Here is a 13,822-nt window from a genome sequence, read left to right as displayed (position 1 = left end):
GCCGGGTGCTTCCGGCCGGGGGCGGAGGAGAGCTTCGGCGTCGGTACGGCCCTCCTGCCGACCGGCTGTCTGGAGATCCGTGTCCGCGGCGAGGTGGACCGCGACAACGCCGGACGACTGCGGGCCACGTTGCTGGAGCTGGTCTGCCGGCAGCCGGCCGGCCGACGGGTCGTCGTGCACCTGGGCGGGGTGCCGCTGCTCGACGCCGCGGGCGTCCGGGTGCTGCTGGCGGTCTACGAGGCGGCGCAGGTGCGCGGTGTCACGGTGAGGGCGGCCGGCCTCAACCCGCTGGTCCGCCGGATCGCCGCGGTCGCCGGGCTCACGCCGATGCTGGCGCCGGAGGATCGGGCCTGAGCGGCCGCGCCGGCCGGACGGCCGTCGTGGCGGCGCCCAGCACGTCGAGGACCCCACCGATCTCGAGCACCCGCCGGACGATGCCGCCGGCGTTGACCACCCAGAACACCCGCCCGGCGGCGGACGCGGCGGCGCGTCCCCGCAACAGGGCACGGATCCCGGCGGCGGCCAGGAAGATGACATGCTCCAGGTCGACGATCACCTCGGTCACTCCGTCCTGGCCGGCCACGGAGGCGATCAGATCGGCGAACTCGCCGCCGGTGTCCTGGTCGATCTCGCCGGAGACGGCGAGCCATATCCGGCCCGCGCCGACATCGTGGGCGGTCACGGCGAAAGACGTCATCATGAGAGCCTCCTGGAGACTGCTTTCCTATCGCCGTACGACGGAATGGCCAGTAACCGGTCCGGACATGATCAAACGTCGATGCGTCGGCGGGCGGCGCCTCAGTCCGGTGGCTCCCGGCGCCGCAACGTCGCCCAGACGACCTTGCCACCGTACGAGGGCGCGGTTCCCCATCGGTACGCCATGGTTTTCACCAGCAGCAGCCCGCGCGGACCGGCCGGGTCCATCGAAGCGGGGTCGGGGAGGGCCGGCCGCAGGTCGCTGCCGTCGCGGACGGCCACGACCAGATACCGGCGGCCCAGAGTGATCCGTAGGTCGATCATCGTCTGGGCGTGCACGACCGCGTTGGTGACCAGCTCGCCGGCGATCACACTCGCCGGGCCGACCAACTGCGCCAGGTCCCACCGCAGACACCCCTCGGAGGCGAGCTCGCGGGCGCGGCGGGCGGCTCCGCTCACCGGTAGCAGCATGTCCTTGATGATCGGCATCCGCTGTTTGGCGGGCGCGGTGAGAGCGGCCTCCACCGAGGGATGCACCAGTCCCCTGCCATAGCTCGTGGCGAGCTGTCGTGCCAGCTCCGGGTCGGGGACGGCGAGCAGCAGCGGCGTGCCGGGCCACAGCGAGGCGTGCCGCACCACCGCCCGGAAGACCGAGGTCGCGATCGGATCGGTGACGACCGTCTCCGCGAGATCGACCACGACCGCGTCCGGTTGCTCCACCAGGCACTTCAGCAGGGCGGCACGCACCGTCGGAGCCGACGCCACCGACAGCGTGCCCCGAACGTGAACCAGCAGACGGGTCCCCACGGACTCGACGTCGCATCGCACCACAGCCACCGGTCCAGTATCCCCCGCATCGGTCCGGCATCACATGCCTCGTGCTCCGGGCGCCGGCCGTCACCGTACGGAAGGGTCCACGCTCAGCGCGCCCGCCGACCTGACGATGGGTACTGGGTGACGGCAACGAACGCGGTGGCGGCGCGGCTGCGTTCCGCGGGCGCGCTGACGGTTGCGGTCATCGTGGTGACCCTGATGATCGCCGGGGCCACGTTCGCGGCGATGACCCGCGGCGACGACGACACGGCCCGGCGGCTGCTGCAGCGGCGTGCCAGTCAGGTCACCGCCGCGGTGCAGGCCGAGGTCGACCGGTATCTCGGCGCGGTCGCGACCACGGCCGCCGCGACCGGCGCCCACGACACCCTGACGAATGCCAAGTTCCAGCAGCTGAGTGCTCCGCTGGCCGGGATGCGGCTGTCCGGGGCGACCGCCGTGTCCTATCTGTTGCCGGTCGCCGACGATCAGATCACCGCCGCTCAGGCGCTGTGGCGTTCCCGGGGCGTGCCGGATCTGCGACTGCAGCCGGTCGGCGACGGCGAGCACGTCTTCGCGGTGATGGTGCGCCCGTTCGACGAGGTGACCAACCGGGCCGGCGTCGACGCCACCCAGGCGCGGCCCCTGCTGGACACGCTGCGCACGGCACGCGACACCGGCCGGCCCGCGGTCTCCGAGCCGTACGCGCTGGTCGTCGACCAGTCCGTGCCAGCGCCGCTGCGGCAGTTGTCGTTCACCCTGGCCGCGCCGGTGCACGGGCTGCCCGGCCCGTCCGGCGAACGCGAGTTCCGTGGCTGGGTGGTGATGAGCCTGCGCAGCCAGGACTTCCTGGGCAACGTGCTGCCGAGCCTGACTGACGGGCTGCGCGGGGCGACTCTGCTCACCGATGCCGAGGATCAGGCTCCGGTGGCCGCCGTGCATCCGCAGGCCGACAGCGGTGCCGCCGACATGAGCGACTCCGGCACGGTGGAGGTCGCCGACCGGACCTGGCGGCTGCGCATCGACGCGTCCCGGCGTGACCTGATCGGCTCCGGCGCCCTGCCCCGGGTCGTCACGGTGGCCGTGCTCGCGCTCGGCTTCGTCCTGGCAGCCCTGGTGCACGTGCTGGCCACCGGCGGGGCCCGGGCGCGCCGGGCCGTCGAGCAGGCGACCGCCGACCTGGCCGCGACCGAGACCCGCGCCCGGGAGCAGGCGTTCCTGCTGACCACGATTCTCGACGCGATGAGCGACGGCGTCGGCGTGGTCGACGGCAACGGTGACTTCCTGCTGCACAATCCGGCCGCCAAGAGCATGCTCGGCATCGCCGAGGATCGCAACGGCGCCGAGCACTGGCAGGCGCATTACGGCATCTTCCTGCCCGATGACAGCGGGCCCTTCCCCACCGATCGGCTGCCGCTGGTGCGGGCGCTCGCCGGGGAGCAGTGCGATCTCGTCGACATGCTGATCCGCAACGAGACCCACCCGGACGGGCTCATGATCAGCGTGTCGGCGCGGCCGGTGCGGTTGCGAGGTGGTCTGGCCGCCGCGGTCGCCGTCTTCCACGACGTCACGGCCCGGCGCGCCGACACCGCGGCGATCGAGGCGGCCCGTGACGAGCTCGCCGCCCAGAAGGACTATCTGACCCAGGTGCTAGACGCGCTGCAGATCACGGTGATCACCTGCGACAACGCGGGGATGCTGGTGCACACCAACGCGACCGGCGGCGCGCGGGTCGGGCAGCCGAGCCTCAGCGGCCGGCACATCGACGAGATCAGCGCCGGGCTCACGGTCACCGACCTGGAGGGGCAGGTGGTCGACGCCCACGACATGCCGGTTCCCCGGGTGCTGCGAGGCGCCGATGCCGTACGCCTGGAGGCGATGATCCGATTCGCGACCGGCAAGACCCGGGCCGTGGTGCTCAACGCCCGGCCGCTGCTGGACCGCAACGGCGCACGAATCGGCGCGGTCGGATCCTCCTACGACATCACCGCGCTGCGTGAACGCGAAGCCGACCTGGCCGCTTTCGCCGGTGTCGCCGCGCACGACCTGCGAGCCCCGCTGATGGTCGTCGCCGGCTACACCGAGCTACTCGAACAGGACATGGCCGACGGCGTCGAACCGGAGTCGATGCTGCCGACCCTGTCGCGCATCCGGGTCGGTGTGCACCGGATGCAGCAGCTCATCGAGGACCTGCTCGCCTACGCCACCGCCCGGGACGCGCGGATCAACGTGCGGCCGGTCGACCTGCAGGCGGTGATGGCCGACATCATCGCCGAGCGGACCACCCATCTGCGGGTCGCCGCGCGCGGCTCGGCGCCGAAGCCGAGGTTCCGCGTCGGGCCGCTGCCGGTCGTGGACGCCGACGCCAGCATGATCCGGCAGGTGTTCGACAACCTTATCGGCAACGCCCTGAAGTACACGCGGGCGGGCGAGCCGGCCTGCGTCGACATCACCGCCCACCACCCGAACGGTGATCCGGCGGCGATCTGCGTGACCATCGCCGACCGGGGCATCGGCATCCCGGCCGAGGAGCAGCCGCACGTCTTCGACCAGTTCCACCGGGTCGCCGCGCACACCACGGCCTACACCGGGACGGGGCTGGGCCTGGCGATCTGCAAGCGGGTGCTGCAACGGCACGACGGAACGATCCGGGCCGCCGACAACCCGGGCGGCGGCACCCGCATGATCATCACTTTGCCGTACGCGGGGCCGCCCCTGCCCGAGCCGGCGAACGACACGATCGCCGCCGTCAGGGGGTGAGCACCGGGAACTCCTCGACACCGAGCACCCGCAGCAGGTCCAGGCGCTCGCGGGAATCGGCGTCGGCCGGGGTCAGCACCAGCAGTCTCTGCCCCTGATCGGGGTGATCAGGGTCTCGCAGTCCATGGTCAGCGGGCCGACCCGCGGATGCAGGAACGTCTTGCGGTCGGCGCGCCGCACCGCGACCTCGTGCTCGGCCCAGCGCCGCCGGAACTCCGGGCTCACCGCGAGCAGCCGCTCGACCAGGCGGGTGACCTCCGGATCGCCGGCCCGGCGGCCGGCGACCGCACGCAGGTCGGCCACGTGCTGCCGGGAGTGCCGGTCCTGGTCCTCGGGGGCGGCGACGACACGCGACTGCGGCTCGGTGAACCAGCGGTAGATCAGGTAACGCCGGTCGCCGGAGAGACCGGTGTGGTCGCCGCTGAGCAGCATCGAGGCCCGATTCTGGGCGAGCACCTCGCCGAGGTCGGAGATGACCATGGCGGGGGTGTCGCCGAGCAGGCCGAGCATCCGGACCAGGCCCGCCCGGGCCAGCACGGCCGGGCCGGTCTCCGGCGGCGGCTGATGCCCGGCCAGGCGGAACAGGTGGGCGCGTTCGTCGTCGGACAGGCGCAGGGCCCGGGACAGCGCGGCGAGCAGCTGCGTCGAGGGCTGACTGCTGCGGCCCTGCTCCAGGCGTACGACGTAGTCGACCGACATGCCGGCGAGCATCGCCACCTCCTCACGTCGCAGGCCGGCGGTGCGGCGGCGGGGCCCGTCGGTGAGGCCGGCCTCGGCGGGGCGGATCGCGGCCCGCCGACGGCGCAGGAAGTCGGCCAACTCGTCACGCTGCATGGGTCCATGCTGCCGCGCCCACGGCCCGCGAGACAGGGAGCGCCACTCCCACGATGAACACTCCTCTCCCCCGCCCGGCCGGATCGGTGCAACCTCGGTGGCATGCAGAAACGAGATCTTGGAAGCACCGGTCCCGTCGTCTCCGCGCTGGGGCTGGGTGCGATGGGCATGACCGGCGGGGCGTACGGGGCGGCCGACCGGGCGGAGAGCATCGCCACCGTGCACGCCGCCCTGGACGCGGGCGTCACCCTGATCGACACGAGCGACCACTACGGCACCGGCCACAACGAGATGCTGCTGGCCGAGGCACTGCGCGGCCGGCCGCGTGACGGGTATCAGCTGAGTGTGAAGTTCGGGGCGATGGTCGGGCCGGGTGGCGCCTTCCTCGGGCAGGACAACCGGCCGGCCGCGGTGAAGAACCGGCTGGCGCAGTCGCTGACCCGGCTCGGCGTCGACCACATCGACGTGTACCGGCCGGCCCGGCTGGATCCGGCGGTGCCGATCGAGGACACGATCGGTGCGATCAAGGAGATGGTCGAGGCCGGGTACGTGCGGCACATCGGGCTGTCCGAGGTCGGCGCCGACACGATCCGCCGGGCGTACGCCGTACATCCGATCGCCGACCTGCAGATCGAGTACTCGCTGATCTCCCGTGCCGTGGAGGCCGAGGTGCTGCCGGTCCTGCGTGAGCTGGGCATCGGGATGACCGCGTACGGGGTGCTGAGCCGGGGCCTGATCTCCGGTCACTGGGATCCGGCCGCGATCGGTCCCGGCGACCACCGGGCGATGATGCCCCGATTCTCCGGTGACAACGGCCGCCACAACCTGGCGCTGGTCGAGGCGTTGCGGCGGGTCGCGGCGGCGAAGGGATGCACGGTGGCGCAGCTGGCCATCGCCTGGGTGGCGGGCCGGGGATCCGACATCGTCGCGGTGGTCGGAGCGCGTACCAGAAAGCGGTTGTCCGAAGCCCTGCCCGCGCTGGGCGTGGAGCTGACCGCCGAGGACCTCGCCGTGATCGAGGAGGCCGTCCCGGCCGGATCGGCCCGAGGCGACCGGTACCCGCCCGCCATGATGGCGTCCGTCGGCGTCGGCAACTGACGGCCGGGTGTCACCTCGAGTCTAGTCGGGGCCGCGACGCCGCGCACTCGGCCGTTTCACCCATTCTGAGCTGGGGAAACACCTTCTACTGTGGTCCTTCGCCGATGGATGGAGGATCTACTGAGCAACGACGGCGACCTGACCCGGGCCCAGCGGTACGGCCTGACCCGCAACCCGAACATCCCCGCCGCGCTGTTGCGGCGGCTCGTCGACGAGCACCGCGACGTGCTGCGGTGGCCCTACCTCGACCGTGAGGTGTGGACCGACGAGCAGTTCGACGCCCTTGCCGTGCATCCCGACGCGGAGGTCCGGGCGATGCTGGCCGAGGCCCTGCACATCACTGCGGAGCAGCGGGTCAGGCTGATCGAGGACCCCTCCCTGCGGGTTCTGCTCGCGCTCGCCGAGGGACCGGACTACTTCGTGCTGTCGGCACACACCTGGACTCCACCGCCGGCGATGCCCGACTGGGCGTACCGGCGGCTGGCCGAACGGAACCCGGATCTCGCCTGGCTGCTGCCCTCCGGCGAGTCCGGGCCCCGGACCGCCGAACCCGTCGGGAAGCCGTGGGACCCGGGCCGGCCAACTCCGACGACGAGCGCGAACGGGCCGACATCGCCGCCGATCCGCGACTGCCGGACGATCTGGTGGCCCGGCTGGCCCGGGACCTGTCACCGCTGGTGCGGTTGGCCGTGTCGATGCGCCCGGAGCTCACCGAGGAGCAGCGGGCCGCGATCGACTACCACGTCGGCCGCGACGACCGGATCCAGCCGGCCGGGTGGGCGGCCACCACCACCGACCCGCAAGTGCAGCGCCGGTGCGCCACCTCCGCACACGTCGGGCTGCGGCGCAGTGTCGCCGGCAACCCCGAGCTGGCCGTCGACCTCGTCACGCTGCTGGCCGGGGATCCCGACTTCGCGGTCCGGCTCATGCTCTGCGAACGGCACCGGGAGGTCCCGCCGGAGACGATCCTCGGGGTCTACCTGGAGAGCACGACGATGACGAACTTCCGTCTGCCCGGCCATCCCGCTTTTCCCCGGGCCGGCCTGGCCCGCCTCGCCGACTCCCCCGATCCGAAGGCCCGCGCCCTGGTCGTGCGGGATCCGGGCGCTACTCCGGAGGTCGTCGACCGGCTCAGCCGCGACCCGGACCCGGTCGTGCGGGCCCGGGCCACGGCCGACCCGAGGCTGCCTTCGTCACGGTTGCCCGAGTTGCTCACGACCCTCTCGACCGCGACGGCGGCCGCCGCCAATCCCGGGCTCCCCGTCGCGGTCATGCACCGCATCGTCGAAGGAGATCCACTGGCACCCGAAGCCTGACCCTGGCCTTTCGGCCGTATCCCGGGAGCTTTTCACATTGGCACCGGTCTCCGCCTGCCGACCATTTTCGATCTTGCGGGACGGCGATTCACGCATTGCCGGCACCTGGTGATCGTCTCGTTCGGTTACCGTGTCGGAATGCTCATCAGCCCAGACTCCGGTGACCCGATCCGAGTGGAGATCATTCTTACCGGCGGCGACGCCGACGGCGCTCTCATCGAGTTGCGGAAATGGCTGCGTGGCGATGAGGATCTCGCCGATGTCCGGGTGGATCCGGTGACCTCGGTGCCCGGCCCGGAGGAGATGTCGGGCGGGCTCGTCGAGGCGCTGATCGCGACGGTCGCCGACCCGGGTCTGCTGGGTGCGCTCTTCGCCGGGGTGGGCGGGTGGGCCGCCGCCCGGGCGTCCAGCCGGCGCACCCGGATCCGGGTGCGCGTCGGTGACCGCGAGGTGGAGTTCGAGGGGCCGGCGCTGGAGGACCCGGAGGGCGTGGCGCGCCGTCTGCGCACCGACCTGGGCGAGGCACCGTGACATGCGGCTCCCCGATTTCGACCGGTCGCGCGCCGTGCTCATCGGCACCGCCGGATACGACAGCGACGACCTGATCGACCTGCCCGCGGTCGCCAACAACGTCACCGCCCTGCGGGCTCGCCTGACCGATCCGGTGCTGTCCGGCTTCTCCCCCGACCATTGCAGCCACGCGATCGACCCGGAGGTGCCGGGCGACGTGCTGAGGCCCGTGAAGAAGGCGGCCGAGGAGGCGAAGGACCTGCTGCTGGTGTATTTCGCCGGCCACGGGCTGCTGGATCCCCACGGGCATCTGCAATTGGGCCTGCGGAGAACGCACCGCGATGAGACTTGGTCGAGTCTGCGAGTCGGCGATCTGGCCGATCTCATCCGGGACAGCGACGCCCGCAGCAAGATCGTGATTCTGGACTGCTGTTACAGCGGCCGCGCGATGAAATACCTGTTCATGTCCGGCGACTGGCTGGCCAGACGGACCATCGCCAGACGCGACATCAGCGGCCTGTATGTGCTCACCTCCAGCGCCGCCAACAAGGCGTCCGTGGCTCGCGACGGCTACGAGTTCACCGCGTTCACCGGTCAGCTGCTGAAGCTCATCGACGAAGGGCTGCCCGACGGCCGGGACCTGCTGACGATGCGGGCGCTTTACACGGCCGTTCGGCAGGCCATGGGCGATGACCGGCTGCCCCTGCCACAGCAGTACACCCGCAACCTCACCAGTGAGGCGGCACTGTTCCGTAACCGTGCCCACGCTGCGGGCGTCCCCGCCGTACCCGGCCTCAAGAAGGTCCCGAGGACGAGGGTCGTCACCCTCCCGGCGGTCCGGCCCGCCTGGCGCCGCGCGGCCGGCGCGGGCCTGGGCGTCGTGGTACTCACCGCGACCGTGACCACCGCGGCCGGTCCGTCACCGGCGGCGTCCTGCGCCGCCCCCACCGCGATCCGGATGCTGGTCCCACCGGACACGGTCGAGATGTTCACCGACATCGCCGACTCCTACGAGTACGCCACCCGGGGTGCGGGCTACTGCCAGCGGGTGCGCGTCGACATCGCCGGCGCGGCCCGCGACGACGTGACCAGGGCCTTCCAACTGTCCTGGCGCACCCCGCCGGGCGCCTCCGACGACGACCGGCGGCTGATGCGCAGGGTGGGCCTGCCGCCGGACGTGTGGATCGCCGACATCGGCGCGGACATGACGGCGGTGCAGGCCGAGGTGGCCGCGATCGACGGCGCCGAGGTGCGGATCCCGGGTGGCCCGGACGAGTGGCCGATCGCCGAGTCCCCGCTGGTGCTGGCCGAGCCCGGCGAACCCGCCGGGACTCCGGCGTCCCGCCTCGCCCCGTCCTGGGGTGACCTGATCGGCGGCCGGGAGCGCGAGTCACGGCTCCGGGTCACCGGTGTCGTCCGCCCGGACCCGGAGACCACGACGATCGGCCGGCTGGTCGACGTGGCACTGTATCCGCCGGGCCAGAGCGCGGCGACGGCACGCACCCGGGTGCAGCAGACCCTCGACACCGCCGCGGCGCAGGCCGGACAGGGCATCGGCGCACCCGACATCGCGGGCCTGCTGTGCGGCACGTTCGGCGACGCGCAGCGCGACACCGGCGTCATCGTCGCGGAGTGGCAGCTGGTCCGGCACAACATGCGGCACCGGGCCGGCGGGCGATGCGGCGGGGCCGGGACGTGGAACGGCTGGTATCCGGGTGACACCCGGTGGCTGGACTACCCGATGGTCCAGCCACAGTGGGCCCGCGCGCCGGGCGATCGGATACGGCGTACCGCCGACGCCTTCACCGCGTGGATCCGCTCCCCCGCCGGCGGCAAGGCGATGGCCGACCACGGCCTGCGCCCCCGCAACACCGGCCCGGACGCCGGGCTGATCAGCCAGAACGGGGCCCTGGCCAACTGGTATGCCAGGGACGGCTACGACACCGGGGCCGGCGACCTGGCACGCGCCGAGAAGGCCTACCGGATGGCCAGGAAACCGGCGACGGTCCTGGTCGCCGTCGACGGTTCGGGATCGATGACCGCACGCAGCGGCGGGCGGACCCGGTTCGGCGCGGCCCTCGACGGGATAGCGGCGTCGGTGGCCACGATGGGTCCCCGCGACGACTTCGGGCTGTTCATCTTCTCCTCGGCGATCGAGGGCGGGATCATCGAGTTCACCGGCGCCGGCGCGAAGACCACCGAGCGGGCCCGCGGCTATCCGCCCGCCGGTGGCACGCCGCTCTACCAGGCGGTGGACCACGGTGTGCGCAGGCTCAGGCAGCAGCGGGAGGCGGACGGCGACGACCGGCACCGAATCCTGGTGGTGCTCACCGACGGCAGGGACACCACCCGGCACCGGCTGCCCCGCCTCGACGACGACAGCATCGACGTCGTCGTGGTCAACGTGGGCGTGTCGGGGTGCCCGGACGCCCGGCTGGCCGCCCTCACGAGCCGGCACGGTGACTGCGTCGGTGTCTCGTCCGGCTCGGTCGACGTCGAGGTCGGCCAGCAGATCGAACGACTCTGGCAGAAGGACGTGACGTGATCGGCTGGGTGGCACGGCGACCGTGGCTGGTGCTCTGCGCGGGACTCGGCGTCGGCGCGTTGCTCGGCGGGACCGTTCCGCACCTGCTGCGACCCTCCGCCGACACCCCCGGCGACCTGGTGATCGTCAGCGGGGTCGAGGACGGCGCGGGCAGCGCCCGGCAGACCCTCGTCGACCTGTGGAACCAGCAGCACCCCGACAAGCGGGCCCGGATCGAGCCGGTGTCCGGCAGCGCCGACGAGCAGCACGGCGCCATGGTCCGGTATGCCAAGGGCGAGGAACCGGTGAAGGCGGACATCCTCAACCTCGACGTGACGGCGATCGCCGAGTTCGCGGAGTTCGGCTACATCGCCGAGTGGCCGGCCGACCGGGCGCCCGGGCCGCTGCTGGCCGAACTGCTGGAGAAGCCCCGTGAGAGTTGCTACTACGACGACAGGCTGTGGGCGCTGCCGTTCAACACCGACGTGGGGGTGCTCTTCGCGCGGCGCGGTCTGCTGCAGCCGCAACCGTCGACGACGCCGCTGGCGTTCACCTGGAACGACGTGCTCGAACAGGCGCCGGCCGAGGGTTCGGCGACGCCGAAGGCCGCGTATGCGGGTCAGCTCGACGGCTACGAGGGCCTGACGGTCAACGCGCTGGAGGCCCTCTGGGCGGTGCTGAAGGAGACGGGCGGACCGGCCGCGACCCAGCGGCTGCCGTTGGAGGTGTCGACGGATCCGGCGATCTGGACGGCGGCGGTGACCCGCCTGTACGGGACGGGCGACAACGCCCGCGTCGTCGACCCGGCGTCCACCGCCTACCGGGAGGGTGAGACCACCGAGGAGTTCCTGCACCGGCGTGTCGTCTTCATGCGCAACTGGCCGACCGCGTTCCGGACCCTCGTCGAGGACACCGACCAGCAGGCCACCGTGACGGCCGCGGACATCGTGATGACACCCCTGCCCGGCCCGGCCGTCCTCGGCGGCCAGAACCTGGCGGTGGTGGCCGGTTCGCCCCGCGGCGACGATGCCCGCGAGCTGATCGCGTTCCTGGCGAGCGAGCCGTCGCAGCGGCTGCTGATGCAGGTCGGGGGCTTCGCGGCGGCCACCGCGGCCACCTATGACCGGGCGGAGATCAAAGCCACTCATCCGTACGCGTCGACGATCCGCGCCGCGGTCGAGTACAGCCGGCAGCGGTTGCAGACGCCGTACTATCCCCGTTTCAGCGAGGAGATCCGGGCGATCGTGACCGAGATCAGGGCCGGCGGCGCCACCATGACCGCCGCCGAGCTCGAGAAGAGGCTCACCGACGCGGCCGAGGGCCGGCTGACACCGCGATAGCTCCCCCAGAACACCGGGGCTCGACGAGCTGGACAGACATGCCGTCCGGCCGCGCTACGTCCCGGTGAATAGCAGGATCACGGCGACCACGACCGCGAACACCACGATCGTCCAGCGCAGGATCGGTGCGGGCAGCTTGCGGGCCAACCGGGCGCCGAGGAAGCCGCCGGCGACGGTGCCGGGGACGAGCACCGCGACGACCGCCCAGTTGACCGGCCCGAACACGCTGTAGATCAGCACCGTGGTCACCCCGACCACGGCGGAGAAGACGTTCTTCAGGGCGTTGAGCCGCTGCATCGTCTCGTCGAGGACGAGCGCGAGCGCGGCGACGAGCAGGACACCCATGGCGGCGTTGAAGTAGCCGCCGTAGACGCCGCAGGCGAACACCGCCACCTGCACCAGCACGGCGGTCTTGCGCGGCGAGTTCACCCTCACGGTGTCCGTGGCCCGCCGCTGGCCCTCGGCCGCCGGGTTTCCGGTCAGGGCACGCAGGCGGTCCTGGAAGGCGAGCATTCCGGCGGCGGCCAGCAGCAGGAACGGTACGACGAAGTCGAACACCGAACGTGGCGTGAGGAGCAGGATCGCGCTGCCGCACAGAGCGCCCACGATGATCGTCGGAATGATGGCGCGGATACGGCGGCCCTGACCGGCCAGCTCGGGCGGCTGCCGAGCGCCCCGGCCGCGTAGCCCGGCGCCACCGACAGCGCGTTGCTGACGTTGGCGGCGACACCGGGCAGTCCGAGCCACACCAGCAGCGGGAAGGTGATCAGCGAACCACCGCCGGCGATGGCGTTGATGGCACCCGCCACCAGGCCGCCGCCGAGCAGGATCAGCCCCTCCCCCGGTGTCAACGCGCGTCCTGGTAGCGCTCCACCTTCTCGGCCGTCCAGCCGATGAACCCGGCGATCTCCTCGATGTTCCCGGACAGCGCCCAGTCCTCGACCGCGGCGGCGAGGCCCTCGGGCAGCTCGGTGTCGATCTCGGTGAGCTCGACGTCCTCCAGGACCCGGTCGTAGTGGATCCACTTGTCGTCGGGGTCGAGCTCCTGCCCGGCAGCCTCGAACCCCTCGATGCCGTCGTCACCGGCGGCGAGGATCTCGTTGGTCCGCCAGTCGACGATGTCCCACGCGGTCTCGCCGATCTGACCGCCGTCCACGATCCGGTATCCGTCGTTCTCGAGCTGCGCGATCCGCTCGTCGATCTTCTCGTTGTCGGCGTGGTTGGCTTCCAGAACGTTCTGGATGTAGGTCTTGAGGTCGCTCACGACACTCCCCCGGAAGATCACTCAGTTGGCGCCGTGGAGCATACGGCGACCCGCCGGCGGCCCCGGAAACGGGCGGCACCCGAGACCCGGCGAGAGGTACTTCTTCATTCTCACGTGGGTACGCCGCCGGCCAGACTGTTCGCGATCATGCGCCGCAGGACCTTGAGGGCCACCACGTACTCCTCGTCCGGGATTCCGTCGTGGATCTGTGCTCGCAGCTCGGTCACCAGCTTCCTGGTCCGCCCTTGACCGGCCCGGCCGGCGTCGGTCAGGTGCAGCCGTCGCGATCCGTCCGCGACGATCCATCCGCGGTGCAGAAGCTGATCGACGGCCCGTGGGATGTCGTCCGGGCTGTCAGCCACGTCCGCGAGTTGCGCCGTGACCTCCTCACGTGTCGGGCCCTCACCGGAGCCGACACGGGTGAGCGTCCACCATTGTGGCTGCGTGACGTCGATCGTGGCCATGACGTCGCGAAGCCGCTTGATGACGGCCTTGTGCGCAGCACCGCTCCAATAGCCGATCGGCTGAGCGGCCAGGGCCTCGTCCGGGGCGGAAGGATCAGCGGTGGCAGGGGTGGCGCCGGTTCCCATGAAGCCTCATTCCCGTGCGGTTCAGACTGAGCAGAATGCCACAGCCGATCACCTCGGCCGGGCGGATGGAGCGTTCATGC

Annotated in this window: 13 protein-coding genes and 1 pseudogene; 7 read left to right on the top strand and 7 right to left on the bottom strand. The window is 71.8% G+C overall.

Annotated features, from left to right (window positions below; all coding sequences use genetic code 11):
- Window positions 1-93: 93 nt before the first annotated feature.
- Window positions 94-354 carry an STAS domain-containing protein gene (locus ACQPZW_RS20740; protein WP_433796560.1) on the top strand — a complete coding sequence of 87 codons (261 nt, stop codon included), beginning with the start codon at window positions 94-96 and terminating at the stop codon, window positions 352-354.
- On the opposite strand, the gene ACQPZW_RS20735 is transcribed toward ACQPZW_RS20740, so the two are convergent.
- Complete coding sequence (locus ACQPZW_RS20735) at window positions 320-700, bottom strand: STAS domain-containing protein (RefSeq protein WP_433796559.1); 381 nt, start codon at window positions 698-700, stop codon at window positions 320-322. The genes ACQPZW_RS20740 and ACQPZW_RS20735 overlap by 35 nt on opposite strands.
- Window positions 701-798: 98 nt before the next feature.
- A complete protein-coding gene (locus ACQPZW_RS20730; protein WP_433796558.1) occupies window positions 799-1,533 on the bottom strand; it encodes an STAS domain-containing protein in 735 nt (244 codons plus the stop codon).
- Window positions 1,534-1,650: 117 nt separating this feature from the next.
- On the opposite strand from ACQPZW_RS20730, the gene ACQPZW_RS20725 reads away from it, so the two are divergent.
- Entirely contained in the window at window positions 1,651-4,266 is a 2,616-nt protein-coding gene (locus ACQPZW_RS20725; protein WP_433796557.1) for an ATP-binding protein, read from the top strand.
- 72 nt (window positions 4,267-4,338) lie between these two features.
- On the opposite strand, the gene ACQPZW_RS20720 is transcribed toward ACQPZW_RS20725, so the two are convergent.
- Window positions 4,339-5,100 carry a helix-turn-helix transcriptional regulator gene (locus tag ACQPZW_RS20720; protein WP_433796556.1) on the bottom strand — a complete coding sequence of 254 codons (762 nt, stop codon included), beginning with the start codon at window positions 5,098-5,100 and terminating at the stop codon, window positions 4,339-4,341.
- 102 nt (window positions 5,101-5,202) lie between these two features.
- Here ACQPZW_RS20720 and ACQPZW_RS20715 point away from each other — a divergent pair, with 102 nt between their 5' ends.
- Window positions 5,203-6,198 (top strand): aldo/keto reductase, encoded by a 996-nt coding sequence (locus tag ACQPZW_RS20715; protein ID WP_433796555.1) that lies wholly within the window; start codon window positions 5,203-5,205, stop codon window positions 6,196-6,198.
- A 117-nt stretch (window positions 6,199-6,315) separates the two neighbouring features.
- Here the strand turns inward: ACQPZW_RS20715 and ACQPZW_RS20710 are convergent, their stop codons facing one another.
- Window positions 6,316-6,633 (bottom strand): hypothetical protein, encoded by a 318-nt coding sequence (locus tag ACQPZW_RS20710; RefSeq protein WP_433796554.1) that lies wholly within the window; start codon window positions 6,631-6,633, stop codon window positions 6,316-6,318.
- Between the two features lie 128 nt (window positions 6,634-6,761).
- Between ACQPZW_RS20710 and ACQPZW_RS20705 the strand changes: the two genes are divergently transcribed.
- The 4 genes from ACQPZW_RS20705 (at window position 6,762) to ACQPZW_RS20690 (ending at window position 11,888) form a co-directional block, all read left to right on the top strand.
- Complete coding sequence (locus tag ACQPZW_RS20705) at window positions 6,762-7,514, top strand: hypothetical protein (RefSeq protein ID WP_433796553.1); 753 nt, start codon at window positions 6,762-6,764, stop codon at window positions 7,512-7,514.
- Window positions 7,515-7,652: 138 nt separating this feature from the next.
- A complete protein-coding gene (locus ACQPZW_RS20700; RefSeq protein ID WP_433796552.1) occupies window positions 7,653-8,045 on the top strand; it encodes an effector-associated constant component EACC1 in 393 nt (130 codons plus the stop codon).
- Between the two features lies 1 nt (window position 8,046).
- On the top strand, window positions 8,047-10,569 hold the full coding sequence (locus ACQPZW_RS20695; RefSeq protein WP_433796551.1) for a caspase, EACC1-associated type: 2,523 nt from the start codon (window positions 8,047-8,049) through the stop codon (window positions 10,567-10,569).
- Window positions 10,566-11,888 carry an extracellular solute-binding protein gene (locus tag ACQPZW_RS20690; RefSeq protein WP_433796550.1) on the top strand — a complete coding sequence of 441 codons (1,323 nt, stop codon included), beginning with the start codon at window positions 10,566-10,568 and terminating at the stop codon, window positions 11,886-11,888. The genes ACQPZW_RS20695 and ACQPZW_RS20690 overlap by 4 nt, the downstream gene beginning before the upstream one ends.
- Window positions 11,889-11,942: 54 nt before the next feature.
- On the opposite strand, the pseudogene ACQPZW_RS20685 reads toward ACQPZW_RS20690, so the two are convergent.
- The 3 genes and pseudogenes from ACQPZW_RS20685 to ACQPZW_RS20675 all read right to left on the bottom strand — a co-directional run bounded on the left by ACQPZW_RS20685 (window position 11,943) and on the right by ACQPZW_RS20675 (window position 13,742).
- Window positions 11,943-12,739 (bottom strand): annotated as a pseudogene (locus ACQPZW_RS20685) (sulfite exporter TauE/SafE family protein).
- Window positions 12,736-13,152 carry a hypothetical protein gene (locus tag ACQPZW_RS20680; protein WP_433796549.1) on the bottom strand — a complete coding sequence of 139 codons (417 nt, stop codon included), beginning with the start codon at window positions 13,150-13,152 and terminating at the stop codon, window positions 12,736-12,738. Before ACQPZW_RS20680 ends, ACQPZW_RS20685 begins: the two are co-directional and overlap by 4 nt.
- A gap of 110 nt (window positions 13,153-13,262) precedes the next feature.
- Window positions 13,263-13,742 (bottom strand): MarR family winged helix-turn-helix transcriptional regulator, encoded by a 480-nt coding sequence (locus ACQPZW_RS20675; RefSeq protein ID WP_433796548.1) that lies wholly within the window; start codon window positions 13,740-13,742, stop codon window positions 13,263-13,265.
- Window positions 13,743-13,822: the final 80 nt, after the last annotated feature.

The organism is Actinoplanes sp. CA-252034, from assembly GCF_050956125.1.
GTDB lineage: Bacteria > Actinomycetota > Actinomycetes > Mycobacteriales > Micromonosporaceae > Actinoplanes.
Note: the sequence above shows the minus strand (reverse complement) of the source record. Positions and strands in the feature narration are given on the sequence as shown.

Excerpts from the sequence above, each read along its gene's own strand:
- ACQPZW_RS20735 (WP_433796559.1), bottom strand. The coding sequence starts at position 700 with ATGATGACGTCTTTCGCCGTGACCGCCCACGATGTCGGCGCGGGCCGG.
- ACQPZW_RS20720 (WP_433796556.1), bottom strand. The coding sequence starts at position 5,100 with ATGCAGCGTGACGAGTTGGCCGACTTCCTGCGCCGTCGGCGGGCCGCG.
- ACQPZW_RS20715 (WP_433796555.1), top strand. The coding sequence starts at position 5,203 with ATGCAGAAACGAGATCTTGGAAGCACCGGTCCCGTCGTCTCCGCGCTG.
- ACQPZW_RS20700 (WP_433796552.1), top strand. The coding sequence starts at position 7,653 with ATGCTCATCAGCCCAGACTCCGGTGACCCGATCCGAGTGGAGATCATT.
- ACQPZW_RS20695 (WP_433796551.1), top strand. The coding sequence starts at position 8,047 with ATGCGGCTCCCCGATTTCGACCGGTCGCGCGCCGTGCTCATCGGCACC.
- ACQPZW_RS20675 (WP_433796548.1), bottom strand. The coding sequence starts at position 13,742 with ATGGGAACCGGCGCCACCCCTGCCACCGCTGATCCTTCCGCCCCGGAC.